This window comes from Agrobacterium sp. V1 (genome assembly GCF_030518355.1).
In the GTDB taxonomy this organism is placed as follows: domain Bacteria; phylum Pseudomonadota; class Alphaproteobacteria; order Rhizobiales; family Rhizobiaceae; genus Agrobacterium; species Agrobacterium cucumeris.
Genome location: NZ_JAULSF010000002.1, coordinates 1,430,335 through 1,448,642 on the forward strand (window position 1 = coordinate 1,430,335; position 18,308 = coordinate 1,448,642).

At 59.2% G+C, this 18,308-nt stretch carries 19 protein-coding genes; 5 read left to right on the forward strand and 14 right to left on the reverse strand.

Annotated elements, in window-relative coordinates:
- Nucleotides 1-13 precede the first annotated feature (13 nt).
- A complete protein-coding gene (locus QSV77_RS20450) occupies nucleotides 14-907 on the forward strand; it encodes an amino acid ABC transporter substrate-binding protein (RefSeq protein ID WP_302734866.1) in 894 nt (297 codons plus the stop codon).
- A gap of 68 nt (nucleotides 908-975) precedes the next feature.
- Nucleotides 976-1,881, forward strand: coding sequence for an amino acid ABC transporter substrate-binding protein (locus QSV77_RS20455; RefSeq protein WP_302734867.1), 906 nt, complete (start codon nucleotides 976-978; stop codon nucleotides 1,879-1,881).
- Between the two features lie 41 nt (nucleotides 1,882-1,922).
- Here QSV77_RS20455 and minE read toward each other — a convergent pair whose 3' ends face one another.
- The 3 genes from minE to minC are packed head-to-tail and all read right to left on the reverse strand — an operon-like array spanning nucleotide 1,923 to nucleotide 3,761.
- Nucleotides 1,923-2,183 (reverse strand): cell division topological specificity factor MinE, encoded by a 261-nt coding sequence (gene minE / locus QSV77_RS20460; protein WP_046802074.1) that lies wholly within the window; start codon nucleotides 2,181-2,183, stop codon nucleotides 1,923-1,925.
- Nucleotides 2,180-2,995 carry a septum site-determining protein MinD gene (gene minD / locus QSV77_RS20465; protein WP_046802075.1) on the reverse strand — a complete coding sequence of 272 codons (816 nt, stop codon included), beginning with the start codon at nucleotides 2,993-2,995 and terminating at the stop codon, nucleotides 2,180-2,182. The genes minE and minD overlap by 4 nt, the downstream gene beginning before the upstream one ends.
- Nucleotides 2,996-3,032: 37 nt before the next feature.
- Nucleotides 3,033-3,761, reverse strand: a complete 729-nt coding sequence (gene minC / locus QSV77_RS20470) for a septum site-determining protein MinC (RefSeq protein WP_302734868.1) — start codon at nucleotides 3,759-3,761, stop codon at nucleotides 3,033-3,035.
- 409 nt (nucleotides 3,762-4,170) lie between these two features.
- Here minC and QSV77_RS20475 point away from each other — a divergent pair, with 409 nt between their 5' ends.
- Nucleotides 4,171-4,857: an HAD family hydrolase gene (locus QSV77_RS20475; RefSeq protein ID WP_302734869.1), complete on the forward strand. Its 687-nt coding sequence runs from the start codon at nucleotides 4,171-4,173 to the stop codon at nucleotides 4,855-4,857.
- A gap of 123 nt (nucleotides 4,858-4,980) precedes the next feature.
- Here the strand turns inward: QSV77_RS20475 and QSV77_RS20480 are convergent, their stop codons facing one another.
- Nucleotides 4,981-5,463 carry a DUF2244 domain-containing protein gene (locus QSV77_RS20480; RefSeq protein WP_142841791.1) on the reverse strand — a complete coding sequence of 161 codons (483 nt, stop codon included), beginning with the start codon at nucleotides 5,461-5,463 and terminating at the stop codon, nucleotides 4,981-4,983.
- 37 nt (nucleotides 5,464-5,500) lie between these two features.
- Here QSV77_RS20480 and nth point away from each other — a divergent pair, with 37 nt between their 5' ends.
- Nucleotides 5,501-6,283 carry an endonuclease III gene (gene nth, locus QSV77_RS20485; RefSeq protein WP_302734870.1) on the forward strand — a complete coding sequence of 261 codons (783 nt, stop codon included), beginning with the start codon at nucleotides 5,501-5,503 and terminating at the stop codon, nucleotides 6,281-6,283.
- Here the strand turns inward: nth and QSV77_RS20490 are convergent.
- Nucleotides 6,245-6,982 carry a sulfate transporter family protein gene (locus QSV77_RS20490; protein WP_302734871.1) on the reverse strand — a complete coding sequence of 246 codons (738 nt, stop codon included), beginning with the start codon at nucleotides 6,980-6,982 and terminating at the stop codon, nucleotides 6,245-6,247. The two genes, nth and QSV77_RS20490, sit on opposite strands and share 39 nt — an antisense overlap.
- Nucleotides 6,983-7,279: 297 nt before the next feature.
- On the opposite strand from QSV77_RS20490, the gene QSV77_RS20495 reads away from it, so the two are divergent.
- Nucleotides 7,280-8,113, forward strand: coding sequence for a MurR/RpiR family transcriptional regulator (locus QSV77_RS20495; protein WP_269699845.1), 834 nt, complete (start codon nucleotides 7,280-7,282; stop codon nucleotides 8,111-8,113).
- A 117-nt stretch (nucleotides 8,114-8,230) separates the two neighbouring features.
- Here QSV77_RS20495 and QSV77_RS20500 read toward each other — a convergent pair whose 3' ends face one another.
- The 9 genes from QSV77_RS20500 to QSV77_RS20540 all read right to left on the reverse strand — a co-directional run bounded on the left by QSV77_RS20500 (nucleotide 8,231) and on the right by QSV77_RS20540 (nucleotide 18,203).
- The gene (locus QSV77_RS20500) at nucleotides 8,231-9,805 is read right to left on the reverse strand and encodes an FGGY-family carbohydrate kinase (protein ID WP_302734872.1); all 1,575 of its coding nucleotides are present in this window, start codon (nucleotides 9,803-9,805) and stop codon (nucleotides 8,231-8,233) included.
- Nucleotides 9,806-9,862: 57 nt separating this feature from the next.
- Nucleotides 9,863-10,582 carry an HAD family hydrolase gene (locus QSV77_RS20505; protein ID WP_142841787.1) on the reverse strand — a complete coding sequence of 240 codons (720 nt, stop codon included), beginning with the start codon at nucleotides 10,580-10,582 and terminating at the stop codon, nucleotides 9,863-9,865.
- A 6-nt stretch (nucleotides 10,583-10,588) separates the two neighbouring features.
- The gene (locus tag QSV77_RS20510) at nucleotides 10,589-12,073 is read right to left on the reverse strand and encodes a mannitol dehydrogenase family protein (RefSeq protein ID WP_302734873.1); all 1,485 of its coding nucleotides are present in this window, start codon (nucleotides 12,071-12,073) and stop codon (nucleotides 10,589-10,591) included.
- Between the two features lie 58 nt (nucleotides 12,074-12,131).
- Nucleotides 12,132-12,908: an L-iditol 2-dehydrogenase gene (locus QSV77_RS20515; protein ID WP_142841785.1), complete on the reverse strand. Its 777-nt coding sequence runs from the start codon at nucleotides 12,906-12,908 to the stop codon at nucleotides 12,132-12,134.
- The gene (locus QSV77_RS20520) at nucleotides 12,905-13,903 is read right to left on the reverse strand and encodes an ABC transporter ATP-binding protein (protein WP_302734874.1); all 999 of its coding nucleotides are present in this window, start codon (nucleotides 13,901-13,903) and stop codon (nucleotides 12,905-12,907) included. The genes QSV77_RS20515 and QSV77_RS20520 overlap by 4 nt, the downstream gene beginning before the upstream one ends.
- A 12-nt stretch (nucleotides 13,904-13,915) precedes the next feature.
- Nucleotides 13,916-14,740, reverse strand: coding sequence for a carbohydrate ABC transporter permease (locus QSV77_RS20525; protein WP_080854694.1), 825 nt, complete (start codon nucleotides 14,738-14,740; stop codon nucleotides 13,916-13,918).
- A gap of 12 nt (nucleotides 14,741-14,752) precedes the next feature.
- A complete protein-coding gene (locus QSV77_RS20530) occupies nucleotides 14,753-15,625 on the reverse strand; it encodes a carbohydrate ABC transporter permease (RefSeq protein WP_035228415.1) in 873 nt (290 codons plus the stop codon).
- Nucleotides 15,626-15,791: 166 nt separating this feature from the next.
- On the reverse strand, nucleotides 15,792-17,105 hold the full coding sequence (locus tag QSV77_RS20535) for a sugar ABC transporter substrate-binding protein (RefSeq protein ID WP_142842828.1): 1,314 nt from the start codon (nucleotides 17,103-17,105) through the stop codon (nucleotides 15,792-15,794).
- A gap of 144 nt (nucleotides 17,106-17,249) precedes the next feature.
- A complete protein-coding gene (locus QSV77_RS20540) occupies nucleotides 17,250-18,203 on the reverse strand; it encodes a sugar-binding transcriptional regulator (protein ID WP_302734875.1) in 954 nt (317 codons plus the stop codon).
- Between the last annotated feature and the right edge of the window lie 105 nt (nucleotides 18,204-18,308).

An 18,308-nucleotide genomic window follows, 5' to 3' on the forward strand; every position in this document is an offset into this window, starting at 1 on the left:
AAAAGGAAATAACATGCGTCTTGCGGTATTTTGCCTTTTCGTCACATGCTTTGCCCCCATCACCCCGCTGCAGGCCGCCAGCGAAAGCGATACGCTGCAGCAGATTGCCAGGACCGCAAAAATCCGCATCGGTTACCGCGAAGCCGAGCCGCCTTTTTCCTACCAGCTGCCGGATGGAGAGGTGACGGGTTTCTCGACCGATCTCTGTCGGACGATCAGTGAGGATATCCGCAAGAAGCTGAAGCTCGACAGGCTCGAGCTCGAATATGTCAAGGCCACGCCCGCCACCCGCTTCATTCTTGTCCGCAGCGGCCAGATCGATATCGAATGCGCCGCCACGACCAACAACAGCGAACGCCGGAAAATCGTCGATTTCTCCTATCCGAACTTCATGACCGCGACGCAGTTTCTATCGCGCAGACAGGACAATCTGAAAAACCTTGCCGATCTGGCTGGCCGCTCCGTCACCTCCGCTTCCGGTACCGTCAATATCGAACAGCTGAATGCCATAAACCGGGAAAAGAACCTCAATATCTCGGTCATGCCGACGAAAACCAATGAGGAAGCCTTCGCGCTCGTCGTTTCCGGCAAGGCTTCCGCCTTCGTCATGGATGGCATCCTGCTGGCCGCCCTGGCTGCGACATCCGAAAATCCGAACCTTTATACGCTATCGCAGGAAACGCTGAGCGCACCGGAACCCTACGGGCTGGTTTTCCGACGCGACGACCCGGCCTTCAAGACGGCGGTCAACGAAAGCCTCAAGCAGATTTTCGACGGTCCTGCCATTCACGACCTTTATGAAAAATGGTTCACCAAGCCCATTCCGCCCAACGGCATGAACCTGAACCTGCCGATGGCGGCGACTTTGAAACAGGCCTACGAACATCCGAGTGAATATCGTGACTGAGGGCGCTCCCTCCCGCCTGCATTTTATGAAGACATGTTTTGACAGATCATTTTAGCTGGAGATGCGCGATGCAGAGATCGACATTGGGGCTTGCATTCGGAATTTTAAGTCTTTTATCCACCCAGGCGGCAAGTGAAGACAGCCAGCCGCCGACCCTCGAAACCATTGCGAGGACCGGTACCATCCGGCTGGGTTATGCCGATCACAATATTCCCTTTTCCTATCTCGGCACCGGTGCGGAACCGACCGGCTACAGCATCGAGCTTTGCCTTAGGGTGGCGGATTCCATCAAGACGAAACTGGGCTTGCCTGACCTGAAGATCGACTTCGTCAAACGCACCCCCAGCAACCGCATTACGCTTCTCAATGACGGCACGATCGACATGGAATGCGTGGCAAGTACCAATACGGAGGAAAGGCGCAAGGCGGTGTGGTTTTCCTACAGCCATTTCATCACCGGCACGCGTTATGTGGCGCTGAAATCCAGCCGCTTGAACACGGTTGCCGATCTCGCTGGCCGCACTGTGGTGGTGACGACCGGAACCATCAATATCAGCCAGTTGAATGTGCTGAACCGCAAGCTGGGGCTGAACATCGCCGTTCTGCAGAATGACAGCACCGCAGGCGGTTTCGAGATGGTGACGGAAAACCGTGCCTCCGCCTTTGTCATGGACGATATTCTTCTGCGGTCCTTCGTCGCCGAGACAGGCAAGCCGGACGACTATTCCATATCGAACGAATATCTCGCCCCGCCGCAGCCCTATGGCCTGATGCTCCGCCACGGGGATACCGGTTTCCGGGATGCTGTCAATGAAGCGTTGGGGCAAATCTACAAGAGTGGCGAAATCGAAAAAATCTACGAAAAGTGGTTCAATGCGCCAATCCCGCCGAACGGCATCAACCTGAAGCGCCCAATGCCCGGCGATCTGGCCGAGATATTCCGAAGGCCCGTCGATACGACGGCAGACAAATGAAAACGCCGCCCGTTGAAGGGCGGCGTCTTTCGCAAAATATCTTATGCAGCGCGCAGGTCCGCACTCAACGGTATCTCGACATCGATCTCCAAGATGGAGACATGCTCGTCACGATCCATCTTCACATGCACCCTATCGCTGTCGATCTGCACATGCTTGGCAATCACGGCGAGAATTTCTTCCCGCAGGACAGCGACGAGATCGGTTCCCGACGATGCCCGCTCGTGGGCCAGCAGCACCTGCAGCCGTTCACGCGCAAGCGGTGCCGACTTCTGTTTACGGAAGAGACTGAAGATGCTCATGCAGCCCTCCTTGCAAAGATCTTGGAGAAGATGCCACGCTTCTCGCCGGGGATGACGACCGGAATGTCCTCGCCGGAGAGGCGGCGAGCGGCGTCGAAATAGGCCATGGCCGGGGCGCAGCGGGCATCCGCCAGCGTTACCGGAGCGCCAACGTTGGAGGCGCGCAGCACATCCGTGCTTTCCGGAATGATGCCGAGCAGCGGAATGGAGAGGATTTCCAGAACGTCATCCACCTTCAGCATGTCGCCGCGTTCGGCGCGGGCGGAATCGTAACGCGTCAGCAGCAGATGCTTTTCCATGCGCTCGCCGCGTTCAGCCTTCAGCGTCTTGGAATCCAGGAGGCCGATGATGCGGTCGCTGTCGCGTACCGAGGAGACTTCCGGGTTGGTGACGACGACGGCCACATCCGCATGGCGCATGGCCAGCGTTGCGCCGCGTTCGATGCCGGCCGGGCTGTCGCAGATCACCCAGTCGAAATGTTTCTTCAACTCGTTGATGACCCATTCGACACCTTCCGGCGTCAGATTGTCCTTGTCGCGGGTCTGCGAGGCAGGCAGCAGGAACAGCGTCTCGAGGCGCTTGTCGCGGATCAGCGCCTGCGTCAGCTTGGCATCGCCCTGAATGACGTTGACGAGATCGTAAACCACCCGGCGTTCAGCACCCATGACGAGATCGAGGTTACGCAGGCCGACATCAAAATCGACGACCACGACCTTCTGCTTGTTCTGCGCCAGCGCGGCGCCAAGCGCTGCAGTCGAGGTGGTCTTGCCAACCCCGCCCTTGCCGGAAGTAACAACGACTACCTTCCCCATATGGCTCTCCTGTTCCAATAGTTGTTTCTCTGTTTTATCAGCCAAGTTTTTCGGCCCTGATCGTATCGTTTTCCAGCCACAGCTGAACCGGCTGGCCGCGCAGCTTTTCGTCGATGTCTTCGGCAACCTTGTAGACGCCATCGATGGCCAGAAGCTCTGCCTCGAGCTTGCGGCAGAAGATGCGCGCCGAGACGTTGCCGAGCGAACCGGCCATGGCACGCCCACGCAGGGCGCCGTAGATATGCACCGAACCGCCGGCGATGATTTCCGCACCCGAGGCGACCGAACCGATAACGGTCACATCCCCTTCGGGAAACATGATTGACTGGCCGGAGCGAACCGGCTCGTTGATGACCAGCGACTGCACCACGGCACGGATTTCGCCCGCAGCACGCGGCTTTTCTTCCGGCAATTCGGCAGCAACCGCAACCGGCTCCACCTCGACATCGGAAGCGGGCTTCCCGCCCTTCAGCGACGGCGGCATGCCCGGCTCGATCATCGAAGGGCGAACGCCCTCAATGCCCATGATGCCGACATTGCGCTCCGTCAGCGCCGAGAGAAGCGACTTCAGTCCCGCCTTGTCGAGTGACAGTTCCGACACATCCAGAACAACCGGACGCGACAGGAAGAAGCCGGCCGAGCGGGCGGCGAGATCATCAAGCCGCTCCAGCCATTGATCGATCGGAGATTCGGGGGACAGGACGACCGCGAGGAAGGAGCGGCCTTTGATACGGATCGAACGCTGGTCTGTTAGCACTTTGGTCATCTTGGTAAACAAATCGTTGACAATTAGGTACCTCGAATATGGTTAACAAATGGTTAACGACACCCTCCAGGCGACGGTCTCGTTAAGAAATTTTCGTCAGGAAAAATCTCATGCAAAACATTCAAAAACATCCATTAGCTTTTGATTTTGCGTATTTCCGTCGCTTGCGAAAACTCATGATAGCGGTCGAGCCTTGCTGCAACCTGACGCTCCGTGAGACCGCATCCGTCGCCAGCATCCCTAACCCATCTTGCCCGAGTCGGTAAGACGCGAACCGTCCGATTCCGGGACACTATCCGCCGTCGGCCAAGTGCCTGTCATGGGCTTCAAGCGGGAAAAAGCGATTTCGTTATGCCGTCCGATGCTATAGACACGGGGGCAAGCCCGGCACCTTCAACGGAAGAATGAAATGCACAGCAAAGTCCCACCGCAGAACCAGACATTTTCGCAAGACTATGCCGCTTTCCTGTTCGACATGGATGGAACACTGCTCAATTCCATTGCTGTGGTGGAGCGGGTCTGGCGCGAATGGGCCGTGGATAATGGCATAGAGCCCAACGCCTTCCTGCAGCGCATTCACGGCATGCGCGCTTCGGAAGTGGTGCGCCGCGAGGCCGTTCCAGGTCTCGATGTCCAGGCAGAGGCCGATATGCTGCTTCAGAAGGAAATGGACGATGTCGACGGCATTCTTCAGATCCCTGAAGCGGCAGCGTTTCTCGCAAAATTGCCGACCGGCAAATGGGCCATCGTCACGTCGGCCGCCCGTGCGCTTGCCGAACGCAGGCTGGCAGCGGCGGGCCTCACACCGCCCGCAATTATGATCTGCGCCGAAGACGTGGTGAACGGCAAGCCGGACCCGGAAGGATATAAAAAGGCGGCGGAAAAGCTCGGCGTCTCGCCGGAACGCTGCGTTGTCTTTGAAGACGCGCCTGCTGGTATTCAGGCCGGGGAAAGCATGGGCGCGACAGTGGTCGTCATCAACGCCACCCATTCCCATCCCATCGAAACGCCACATCTTTCCATTGGTGGTTATAGTGAACTGGATGTCAGCATCAACGACGATGGCAGCTTGAAACTTACGGGTAGCAAAGGCTGAAGAGCCGACCACGGAGCGAGCGAAACACCGATTTCATTTGCAGATAGATTTCCCGTCCGCCCCTATGCAACGCCATCCCAGCGCTTGTCCCGGTCATAACGGAGAATGAGAGGCGCCGCGCTGTCACGTCCGTCGTCGAACGGTAGCGAGCGCGCCGCCGAATGCCTTGGCGAAACTTTCCCGATCATCCGGATTGAGAAACGAGCCGACATCGGTCGCCCGCCCCTCACCCGTCACATGCATGGAAACGATGCCGATCTCGTCGTGCCGCCGCACTTTGAAGCGCGCCCAGAACGGATTAAAGCGATGTTCCACCATGCGCCCGGCCGGAGAGAATTTGCGGATCGACAGGCTGGTGCGGGAGATGCGAACCTCTTCCCGAGCTTTTGCGGCGCGATAATTGGCGCGAAAAGCGAAGTATAGCAGCAGAAAATCCAGCCCGAAGAATAGGCCGACCGGCCACGCCCCGGTGGCGAGGAAAAAGCCGCCATAGATCAGACAGGCGAGCCCCGACAGGGCAAGAAGCAGCCGGAAACCCCTTCTTCCAAGCGAACGGTGCGGAACAAGTTCCGCCGCGAAAATCGGTTGGTCGTTAAGCGTATCCACGTTGCTTTCCTTCGGGCGGGCTGGCTATAGATAGACCATGACAGTCGCCAAAAAACGATCCAGCACCCAAACCTTGAAAAAGTCAAATCCGGCATCCGCGCGTAAGCCAGCACGGGTGAAGACGGCCTATTCGAAGGACGAGCTGACCGAGATCTTTCGCCGTTTTTCCATTCAGCGGCCGGAACCGAAAGGCGAGCTGGAACACACCAATCCCTTCACCCTCCTGGTCGCGGTGGCGCTTTCGGCGCAGGCGACTGATGTCGGCGTGAACCGGGCGACACGAGCGCTGTTCAAGGTGGCCGACACGCCGGAAAAGATGCTGGCGCTCGGCGAAGAGCAACTGATTGGCCATATCAAGACCATCGGCCTTTACCGCAACAAGGCGAAAAACGTCATCGCCTTGTCGCAGATGCTGATCGACAACTTCGGCGGCGAAGTGCCAAAGACCCGCGAGGAGCTGGTGATGTTACCCGGCGTCGGGCGCAAGACGGCCAATGTGGTGATGTCAATGGCCTTCGGCGTACCCACGCTTGCGGTGGACACGCATGTGTTCCGCATAGCCAACCGGCTCTGTCTTGCGCCGGGGAAAACCCCGGACGAAGTGGAAGACCGGCTCGTCCGCATCATTCCCGAGCAATATCTGTTCCATGCCCATCACTGGCTGATCCTGCACGGACGTTATTGCTGCAAGGCGCGCAAGCCGGAATGCGAGCGCTGCGTGATCGCCGATATCTGCAAGTCGCCGGAAAAGACCTTCGACATTCCAGCCCCGCTGGTGGAGCTACCCGCGCAGCTGTTCGGTGCGGCCGGCAGCGAATGAGGAGTCACGCCGGCTGACGGCCTTGTGCAGATGGACCATCATCGAGGCGGCGAAGAGCGGCGTCAAAAGGTTGAGGAACGGGATGGCCAGGAAAGCGGCGATCACCAGACCGGCCATGAACACCGTCGTACGGTGTTTGGAACGGAACAACCGTGCCTCGGCGGGCGAGCGGAAACGCATTGCCGCAAACTCGAAAAATTCCCGGCCGAGCAGATAACCGTTCACCAGGAAAAACGCGATGAGGTTGACGCCCGGCACCAGGAGCAGCAAAAGCGCAATGAGGTTGCCGGCAATAACGACACCGAAGAACTTGATCGACGATAGCACCGCCTCGCCAATGGGCATTGCCTTCCCCGGCGAATCATCGGGATAGGTCTTTTTCTCCACCACTTCGGCGACATCATCGAGAAACAGGCCGGCAATGACGGCGGTGACCGGCGAAATCAGCAATGCCAGTGCCAGCGCCAGCCCTATGCCGGCAAAAATGGCGAAAACGAAGGTCAGCCACCCCGCCCAGTCGGGTATGCCGGGAATAAGCGTATCCACCCATGGCAGGGCGAAATAGATAAAGATGGAGCGGATGGCGAACCACAGTGCCGCCAGCACGAGAAGCGTGAGCCCCAAAACCTTCCAGAACACCGACCGGGTCTCGGTCGCAAAGAGATTTTGGAATGCCAGCCTCGCTGCATCAAGAATCATTCGGAACTCCCCGGGGCTTCTCGCGTTGAAATTCTCTTACCAGACGACAGATAAGAACTGGGCCTATGCTCTGCAAGACAGGGTGAAAACCGCCAAACGTCTGAAATTAAACCGGAGATGGAATTTCCCTTGAATAAAAGGTATCTCTAAAATATAATAATCCATCTATAATATTTCGCATTCCTGTCCGGTGGAGGGCAAGGCCGGGAAAGCTTACCCCCACCGTCAAATCGTGGTTCGCACGCCCTTTTCGGTGCGCGGATGCATCATCGTTCAATAAAGATAAAAAATGAGGCGTTGGTGGAAAAGCTGCTGTTGAATCTTACCCGTGCCATGAAGGCCGGCACACCTTCCGAGCGCAAGATCGCCAAATATCTGATCGAGCATCTGGACGAGCTACCTTTCGAAACGGCGCAGACGCTGGCTGCCAAGCTCGGCCTCAGCCCGATGACGGTCGGCCGTTTCTTGCGTTCGCTCGGATATCGGCAGTTCAGCGACATCCGCGCCGATCTGCGCCATGCGGAACAGACGGCTGGCCCGGATCAGCCCACGGTGATCGAAAGCGGAGAGCGCCAGTCCAACCCGTTTTCTCAACTCCTCTCGCAGCAGATACAGGCCATCCAGACCGCATTCGACATGACCGCCCAGCCAATGTGGCGTCTGGCTATGACCGAAATCACCTCGGCAACCGATGTTTTCCTGGCGACATCGCCGGAAGGTCTTGGCGCCACACGTCACTTCCACGGACGGCTTCTGGAATGTCGCGGCCACGTCCATTATCTCGGCAGCGACAGTGCCGCCTATGTCGCCCTGTGGGATTTCGAACCGGCACAGACGCTTCTCGTCATCATGGATTGCGGCGGCAGCCTCTCACCCCTGCAGCACCTGTCAGCAACCGCACGCAAAGGCGGCTACAGAACCCTGTTGATCACCACCCGGTTTTACGAATGGGGTCCTGAAAGCGCCGATATCTGTCTTGCGCTGCCTCAAGCCCATAATGGCGGCCAGGGTCTGCTGCAGCTCGTCTCCCTGATGGAGTTTACCCTCTGCAGCCTGATGGCGGAGGCCGATGAAACGCGCAAAACACGGATGAAAAACCTCTCCGGGCTGAAGCGCTCGCTGGGCATCTGATTGGCAGTATGCTCGCAGCAGGGACCTAGAGCGAGCGCCGCTTGTTTCTTCTCCCCGCTGGGGAGAACAAACAAACCACATCCCCCCTGATTTTGCCCCGCCATTTGCCGGCAAAAATCAGAGGTTCTCCAGTTCCTGACGATGGCGATACATGGCGAGAAAACGGCGGTAGTCCCGTTGATAACGGGGTGTGAGCGCCGGATTTCCGGAAATTTCCGCATTGCCCGGATACATGGCCGCGCCAGCCGCCACAATACTCGCATGCACCCCACCGGCCGCTGCCGCCGTCATCGCCGTGCCGAGCAATACGGCATCGGCGGTGGCGGGAACCACGATGCGCTTGCCCGTCACATCGGCGTAAAGCTCCATCAAGAGCGGGTTCTTCACATGCCCGCCGGTAACGTGCAGGCTTTCGACCGAATAACCGAAGCGCTCCATGGCATCGAGCACATGGCGCGCACCGAGCGCAATGGCCACGGCGGTTCGCCAGTATAAGCGGCAAAGACTGTCGAAGGAGGTATCCAGTGTCAGCCCGCTGATGACGCCAACCGCATGCGGATCGGCAAGCGGCGAGCGGTTGCCGTGGAAATCCGGCAGCACATGCAGCCGCTCGGCAAAGGCCTCCCCCTCAAGCGCGCGCAATTCAGTGACACGGGCAACGATGCGGGCATGCAGCGCCGTATCCGGCTCACCGCCCGCCGCATGCATGCGCACGATATGATCAAGCAGCGCGCCGGTGGCTGATTGTCCACCCTCCACCAGCCAATGACCGGGCAGGATCGCCTGCCAATAGGGACCCCAGAGGCTGTGGCCGGGCATCTGCCGCTCAGACATGGCAACGAGGCAGCTGGAAGTGCCGGCGATCAGCGCCACGTGCCGACCGACATCGTCCGAAAGGCAACCGCCCAGCGCACCGAGCGCTCCGGCATAGGCATCGATCATGCCCGCCGCCACCTGGCAGCCGGTGTCGAGACCGAGTTCGATCGCCGCCTCGGGCGAAAGTGGGCCGATGCTCTCCCCTGGCATCACCGTGGTTTCCGGAAGGCTGGCGCGCTCTTTCAGATCGGCAAGCCCCGCCAGTTCCAGATAATCCGCCTGCCAGCCGGGATTTTCCTGCGCCAGAAAATTCCACTTCGCCGTCTGCGTGCAATTTGAACGCTTGGTTGAACCAGTTGCTTTCCATGTCAGAAAATCCGCCAGATCGAAGGCGAAGGACATGCGTCCCCAACTGGCCGGCATATGCGTTTTCAGCCACATCAGCTTCGGCATCTGCATTTCCGGCGACACGCTGTTGCCGGCAAAATCCAGCACCCGATGGCCCGAGGCCGTCAGCCGGTCGGCCTCCGAGATCGCACGGTGGTCGAGCCAGACAATGGTATCGAACCTGTCCTCACCCGTCACCGAAACTGAAACCGGCTCTCCCCGCGCACCGCGAATGACAAGCGAGCAGGTGGCGTCAAAACCGATGGCGGCGATGCTTTGCGGCAGAACGCCGGCATCGGCAAGGGCTGCTTTCACGGCAATGCAGACAGCATTCCATATATCGGTGGAATCGTGCTCGGCGTGGTTTTCACGCGGCCGCTGCATCAGGATCGGGTGGGTGGAGCGGGCGAGAAGCCTGCCGGTCGGATCGAAAATGCCAGCCCGCGCGCTGGCTGTACCGACATCGACAGCGACGAGATTTTGACGCATCAAGACTGTAATTCCATCCCTTGCGCAACGACCCGACGACGGCAGGCAAAATACGCTTCAGCCTGCGTCACGTTCCACTTGGCCGTCAAAACCGCCCTTCCCCACATAGTTGCCGACAAGTTGGACCAAATCCGGCATCGCGTCAAACACGGCATCCGCACCAAGCCCGGCGATCTTCTCGCGGAATGCGGGAAAGCGCGCATGCGAGCCGCCGGTAAAGGCAAAAACGCCCATGCCCGCAGCCTTTGCGGCCGCAATACCGGCCGGGCTGTCCTCAATCACGATGCAGTGACGCGGCTCGGCGCCCATCGCCTGTGCCGCATGCAGGAAAAGATCGGGTGCCGGCTTGCCATTCTTCACCATCGTGGCGCTGAAAACATGCGGCTCGAAGCGGTCGATCAGGCCGGTCAGCCCCAGCGAATAACGAATGCGCTCCGGCTGGCTGGAAGAGGCCACGCAGCGTCTGAGGGCCACAAGCCGGTCCAGCGTTTGCGCAATGCCGTCGATCGGCCGCAGCTCGGTGCGAAAGCGTTCGAACAACGTCGCGCGCATATGGTCGAGAAAATCAATGTCGGTTTCGACGCCGTAATCCTCAAACAGCGTCGCCGTCATGCTGGCGACGCTGCGGCCGAGAAACCGCTCATAGGCCTCTTCCTCTTCCATCGTCACGCCGAGATGGGAGAGCATGTCGAGAAGCACCGAGACCGAGACCGGCTCGCTGTCGACGAGAACGCCGTCGCAATCGAAAATCAGCAGAGGCCCGGTCCGGTCTTCCATTTCACGTCACTTTTCAGCCAGCTTGTCATCCAGATAAAGCTGCAAGGTCTTCGCCGTGCCTTCTTGCCACAGCGTCTTCAATGCATGGGCAAAGCGTTTACGGAAAAGTTCCGATTCGGCAACCTCCCCGAAAATATCGTCGAAGACGAGGAAAGCCGCAGGATCATCCTTGGCCTTGATGGCGGCCGCCTGCAAACGTTCGGCGCTCGCATCGTTGAAGGTGATTTGCTTGCCGCTGTCGGACGTGCCGTAAAAATAGCGGCACCACAGGGCAGACACCAGCGAAAGGCCGACGATATCCTCGCCGCGCGCCAACCGGTCGGCGGTGGAGGGCAGGATGAATTTCGGCTGGCGATTGGAGCCGTCCTGCGCCAGACGCGGAATGGTGTCGCCGATTTTCGGATTGAGGAAACGCCGTTCGATAAGTGCGAAATAGTCGGCAAGATTTGTATCGGGAACCGGCGGAATGACCGGGATGATCTCTTCATATTCAAGCTTTGCCAGAAACGCCCGGATCAGCGGATGCTCCATCGCCTCATGCACAAAATGAATATCGAGCAAAGCCGCCGGATAGGCGATTGCCGCATGGCCGCCATTGAGGATGCGGATTTTCATGTGCTCATAGGGCGCAACATCAGAAACGAACTGCACGCCGGCCTTTTCCAGCGCCGGGCGACCAGCGGGGAAATTATCCTCCATCACCCATTGCTTGAACTCTTCGCAGAAAACCGGCCAGTTGTCCTCGATGCCGAAATCGTCGCGGGCGATAGTGCGTTCGCGCTCGCCGGTGGCAGGCGTGATGCGGTCAACCATGGAATTCGGAAAGGCGACGTTTGCGCCGATCCAGTTGGCGAAGGCCGGATCCGACAAGGCTGCGAGCCCAACCACGGCATTTTTCGTGACCTTGCCATTATGCGGAATGTTGTCGCAGGACATGATGGTAAAGGGTTGCAGCCCTTTGCCCCGCCGCGCCTTCAGCCCGGCGACGATGAAGCCGAACACGGTTTTCGGCGAAGCCGGGTTCTTCCCGTCGTCGGCAATGGCCGGATGCTGCGGGTTAAAGGAACCGGAGGCATCGATGAAATAACCGCCCTCGGTAATCGTCATCGAGACGATGCGGATCTTCGGATCGGCAAGGGTATTGATAATCGTCTTTGTGTCGCCGACCTGCAGAATGTCGATCATCGGCCCGGTAACGCGCGCACCGGTGCGATTATTGTCCTGTTCCACGACGGTGGTCAGGAAATCCTGCGCCGCAAGCTTTTCGCGCATCACCGCATCCGACGGCAGCACGCCCGCACCGATGATGGCGAAGTCATGGTCCGTGCCCGTATTGAACAGATCATCCAGATAGACCGCCTGATGGGCGCGGTGGAAATTACCAACGCCGAAATGCACGATGCCGGCGGAGAGATCAGCACGGGAATAGGCCGGAATCGCCGCCGTTTTTTGGGCTTCGTCAAGCGTTGCGAGGGAGAGTTTGCATGTCATGTCACGATCCTCGAAAGGGGAAACGTTGTTCGTGCCGGTCACCGGGAAACCCCGGTGGTCAGCTCATCCAGTTGCCGCCATCAACATTATAGGTCTGGGCGACGATGTATTGTGCCTCATCGGAGGCTAGGAAGACCGCCATGCCGGTCAGATCTTCGGCACGGCCCATGCGGCCGAAAGGTACCGCCTCGCCGACCAGCCGCTTCTTTTCGCCGGCCGGGCGGTTTTCATATTTCGCAAACAGCGCATCCACACCGTCCCAGTGCTCGCCATCCACCACACCCGGCGCAATCGCATTGACGTTGATGCCGTGTTTGATGAGGTCGAGACCGGCCGATTGCGTGAGGCTGATGACGGCGGCCTTGGTGGCGCAATAAACCGCCACCAAGGCCTCACCGCGCCGGCCCGCCTGGCTTGCCATGTTGATGATTTTGCCGCCTTTTCCCCGAGCAATCATTGTTTTTGCGGCGGCCTGCATCATGAACAGCGTGCCGGATACGTTGATCGAAAACAGCCGCTCGTAGCTCTCGCGTTTGATCTCGACAATCGGTGCGAGGTCAAAGAGCGCGGCATTGTTGATGAGGATATCAAGCCCGCCCGCCTGGCCCTCCACGGTGCGGATGGCGGTATCGATGGAATGCTGTTTGGTCACATCGAGTTCGACGGCATAGGCGTTCTCGCCGATCTCGCGGGCGGTCTTGCTCGCCCGCTCGAAATCGATATCGGCGATGGCAACCGTCGCACCCTCGCGCAGATAGGCTTCGGCGAAGGCGCGGCCGATGCCGCGTGCCGAGCCGGTTATCAGCGCGGATTTGCCCTCCAGTCTTCCCGTCATAATGCGATACCCTTCTCATCAAACCTGTGTATCTTGGTCTCGTCGGGGGTGATGAAGACGGTATCGCCATGCCTGCATTCGAACTCGCCGTCCGTGCGGGCGGTGATCGGGCCGATGCCTGACACCTCGAGATGCAGGAAGGTATCCGATCCGAGATGTTCGGCGACGGTGACCTTGCCCTGCCACAGCCCGCTTTCCTTCGACAGCAGCAGATGCTCCGGCCGCACACCGGCGGTGGTGGCGTTCTTGCTGCGGGCAAAGTCGCCGGTGATGAGGTTCATGCGCGGTGAGCCGATGAAGCCGGCGACGAAGAGGTTGGCGGGGGTGCGGTAAAGCTCCATCGGCGAACCGACCTGCTCGATATTGCCGCGGTTGAGGACCACGATCTTGTCGGCCATGGTCATGGCTTCCACCTGGTCGTGGGTGACGTAGATCATCGTTGTCTTCAGCGTGTTGTGCAGCTCGGAGATTTCCAGCCGCATGGTGCCGCGCAGCGCCGCATCGAGGTTGGAAAGCGGCTCGTCGAACAGGAAGGCTTTCGGTTCACGCACGATGGCGCGGCCGATGGCGACGCGCTGGCGCTGGCCGCCAGACAGCTGCGAGGGCCGGCGTTCGAGATAATCGGTGAGGTTCAGCACCCGGGCGGCATCCTCGACCTTCTTGTCGATCACCGCCCTGTCGAGCTTGGCCATCTTCAGCGGGAAGGCGATGTTGTTCCTGACACTCATATGCGGATAAAGCGCATAGGACTGGAACACCATGGCAAGGCCGCGCTCGGCCGGTGCCTTTTCGGTGGCGTCATTGCCGTCGATGACGATCTTGCCGCCGGAGACGTCCTCCAGCCCGGCGATGAGGCGCAGAAGCGTGGACTTGCCGCAGCCGGACGGGCCGACGAAGACGACGAACTCGCCGTCGTTGATATCGAGATCGATCGACGGGATGACTTTCGCCTCACCGAAGAGCTTGGACACGTTCTGAAGGGAAATGCTGCCCATGTTTGTCGTTCCTTATTTCACGGCGCCAAAGGTCAAGCCACGCACGAGTTGTTTCTGCGAGAACCAGCCGATGACGAGAATGGGGGCGATCGCCATCATCGAGGCGGCCGAGAGTTTTGCCCAGAACAGCCCCTGCGGCGAGGAGAAGGAGGCGATGAAGGCCGTCAGCGGGGCGGCATTGGTGGTCGTCAGCCTGATCGTCCAGAAGGCTTCGTTCCAGGCAAGGATGACGTTGAGCAGCAGCGTCGAGGCAATGCCCGGCACCGCCATTGGTGTGAGCACATGGACGATCTCGTTCCACAGGGATGCGCCATCCATGCGGGCGGCTTCGAGGATCTCGCCGGGGATTTCCCGGAAGTAAGTGTAGAGCATCCAGATGACGATCGGCAGGTTGATGAAGGTGAGCATGATGGTGAGGCCGATGCGGGTATCGAGCAGGCCGGCATTGCGGAAGATCAGATAGATTGGCACCAGGACGGCGACGGCCGGCATCATCTTGGTGGAGAGCATCCACATCAAGATGTCCTTGGTGCGCTTGGTCGGCGAGAACGCCATGGCCCAGGCGGCGGGAATGGCGATGATCAGCGCAATGATCGTCGAGCCGAGCGACAGCACCACCGAGTTCATGAACGGCTTGAAGTAATCGCGCTGGGTCTGGACCGTCACGTAATTCTCAAGCGTGCCCGAGGGAATGAGGCTGAAGCCGGCGATCGCCTCCGGTTCGGTCTTGAGCGAGGTGAGGAAGGCATAGAGGATCGGGAAGAACAGCAACAGCGCCACGGCCCAGGCCGCGATGGAAAAGCCGATCTTCGCACGTGTGGTTGTCTTGCGGGCCATGATGTTTCCCCTTTACCGGTCGAGGTTCTTGCCGACGGCGCGCATCAGGAAGATGGCGACGATATTGGCGAGGATGACGGCGATGATGCCGCCGGCCGAAGCGCCGCCGACGTCGTAACCCAGAAGTGCGGTGCGATAGATGAGGAAGGCGAGGTTGGTCGAGGCATAACCCGGTCCGCCATTGGTGGTGACGAGGATTTCCGCGTAGACGCCGAGCAGGAAGATCGTCTGGATGAGAATGACGACGGTGATGGCGCGCGACAGATGCGGCAGGGTCAGGTAGATGAAGCGGTTGACGAAGTTGGCGCCATCCATCTCGGCGGCTTCCTTCTGCTCGCCATCGAGCGATTGCAGCGCGGTGAGCAGGATCAGCGTCGCAAACGGCAGCCATTGCCAGGCGACGATGATGATGATGGAGAGCAGCGGAAACTGCGCGAACCAGTCGACCGGCTGCAGGCCGAAGAAGCGTGAGAGATCGGCAAGCACGCCGTAACCGGGATGCATGATCATGTTCTTCCACACCAATGCGGCCACCGGCGGCATGACGAAGAAGGGCGAGATGATCATGATGCGCACGATGCCCTGGCCGAAAATGTCATTGTCGAGCAGGAGCGCAATGGCGATGCCGCCGATGACGGTGATCGCAAGCACGCCGCCGACGATCAAAAGCGTGTTCCAGATCGACTGGAAGAAGGCCGGGTCGGTGTAGAAATACTGGTAATTGAACAGACCCGCAAAGCTGACATTGGCCGGGTTGAGGAGATTGTAGTTCTGGAACGAGAACCACAGCGTCATCGCCAGAGGCACGATCATCCACACCAGCAATAACAGCACCGATGGCGCAAGCATCACCCGCGCCAGACCGCTCGTGTTTCGAGTTGCCATTGCACTCACCTCCCCTTGGGTACAGGCGTCACGACATGCGCCCGGCATATCCGGAAGAACCGGCTCATTCTTGTTTTGATTTGAAAGGCATTAGAGCCGCCTGGCGGCTTCCGACCCGGAGTGTTCGCTGCCCGGCACGGGAGCCGGACAGCGATCTTCGGGAGGATTACTTGATGTAACCGGCGCGGGTCATCTCACGCGTCGCAGTCGACTGGGCGCCCGCAAGCGCATCATCAACACTGGACTGACCGGCAACGACCGCCGAGAACAGCTGACCAACAGTGGTGCCGAGCGCCTGGAATTCAGGGATCGCCACAAACTGACCGCCGGTGTAAGGCACGGGCTTTACAGTCGGCTTGGTAATATCGGCAGCATCCATGGCGGCAAGCGTCGGCTTGGCGAAGGCGGCGGCCTTTTCATAATCGGCGTTCTTGTAAAGCGAGGTGCGGGTGCCCGGAGGCACGTTTGCCCAGCCTTCCTTGGAAGCGACGAGCGTGGTGTAGTCCTTGCTGGTTGCCCAGGCGATGAACTTTTCGGCAGCTTCCGCCTTCTGCGAGCTCTTCGGGATGGCAAGGTTCCAGGACCACAACCAGTTGCCATGGTTCTTCAGTTCGCCATGCGTCGGGAAGAGCGCATAACCGACCTTGTCAGCAACGGTCGAATCCTTCGGGTTTGACACGAAGGAGGCAGCGACCGTGGCATCGATCCACATGCCGCATTTACCCTGCTGGAACAGTGTCAGGTTTTCGTTGAAGCCGTTGGAGGAGGCGCCCGACGGACCGGCATCCTTCATCAGATCAACATAAAACTGCAGGGAGCTTTTCCACTCCGGCTGATCGAACTGCGGCTTCCAGTTTTCATCGAACCAGCGGCCACCGAAGGAGTTGGTGAGCGCGCTGATGAACGCCATGTTCTCGCCCCAGCCGGCCTTGCCGCGCAGGCACATGCCGTTGATATCCGCCTTGCGGTCGGTAATCTTGCGGGCGGCGTCACCGATGAATTCCCAGGTCGGGTTCTCAGGCATCTTCAGGCCGGCTTTTTCAAACAGGTCCTTGCGATACATGATCATGGCGGATTCGCCGTAGAAGGGTGCTGCATAAAGCTTGCCCTCGGCGGAAAGACCGCCGCGGATCGCCGGCAGAATGTCATCGACATCGTATTTGTCGCCCAGCTTTTCGAGCGGCAGCAGCCAGCCCTGCTTGGCCCAGATCGGCACTTCATAGTTGCCGATGGTCATGATGTCGTATTGGCCGCCATTGGTGGCGATATCGGTCGTCACGCGCTCGCGCAGGACGTTTTCCTCAAGCGTTACCCATTCGACCTTGATGTCCGGGTTCTTTGCCGTGAAGTCGGAGGTCAGCCCCTGCATGCGGATCATATCGCCGTTGTTGACGGTGGCGATGGTCAGCGTTTCAGCGGAAGCAAGGGTGGTAAAGGCGAGGGCCGAGCATGCGCCCAGCAAAATGGTCTTCAGTGTCATATCTTCCTCCCAGAAGAAAAATGATGAGCATTCGCTTTGCTCTGGGGCATTTACTCACTCGCAGGCCGAAAAAGTCAAGCGACATCCTGTGCTGCGACGCACATGGAAAAATCAAATATCTGATTTTATTGGTTTAATTTTTGCTCAATGAGTGAGCAAATATTCACCTGTCACTTCATCAGTGATGAGACCGTTCAGCAGACCGCCCCTCAGCGCCGCCAGAATCGAGGCATTCTTGCGCGCGCCCTGCGCCATGCCGATGACGGTGCAGGTCTCTCGTGACGGAATGGGAACGGAGGCGACGCGCTCGTTGACGGAATGCTCGAGAATGTGGCCATGGGCATCATACATCCAGCCGCAGATCTCACCGACGGCACCGCTGGCCATAAGGGCTTTCATCTCATCCACACCGAGGAAACCATCAACGCAGAGCGGCGCGTTTTCCCCTAGTTCGCCAACACCGACAAAGGTGACATTGGCGGCGGACCCCAGCGCCAGCGTGGAGCGCACCATGGACTGGTCGTGCAGCAGTTCCCGCTCCTCAGCCGACGAGCACAGAACCGGCAGCGGCATCGGAAAATGCCGCGCCTTGATGGCATCGGCCATGCTGAAGATGACGTTATAATAGGCCGCCGAGCCATCCGGCCCGATATTGCCTGTCAGCGACACGATGCGATGTTGCGGGCACTCCATCGGCGGCAGTTGGTCCACGGCGGCCTTCAAGGTACGGCCGGTGCCGATGGCCAGCACGATGGGATCGGCATTTTTCAGCCAGCGCTCGATCTCCGCTGCCCCGGCCTCGGCAATGCCAACGGTCGAGGAAACGCCGGCCGGATCGCTCGGCACCACCTCGATATATCTAAGGTCGAATTTCTCTTTCAGCCGTTCGGCTTTTTCCAGACAGGCGGCAATGGGGTGATCAAGCCGGACCTTGATCAGCCGCTCGGCGACGGCCAGCGACACCAGCCGCTGCGCAGACTGCCGGGAGATGCTCATGGCAGCGGCGATCTCATCCTGCGTGCGCCCGGCGACATAATAAAGCCAGCCGGCGCGGGCCGCATCGTCCAGCCGTCCATGTGCGTCGTTTCGTCTGGCCATGCCGCTGCCCTCTCAGAATTATGTTTGAGCATTTGCTGGCATTTTTTTGCGGCGGCTGTCAAACGGCGGGATGAGCAAGGGAGCGTGCGGCGGGCGTAAAATCAT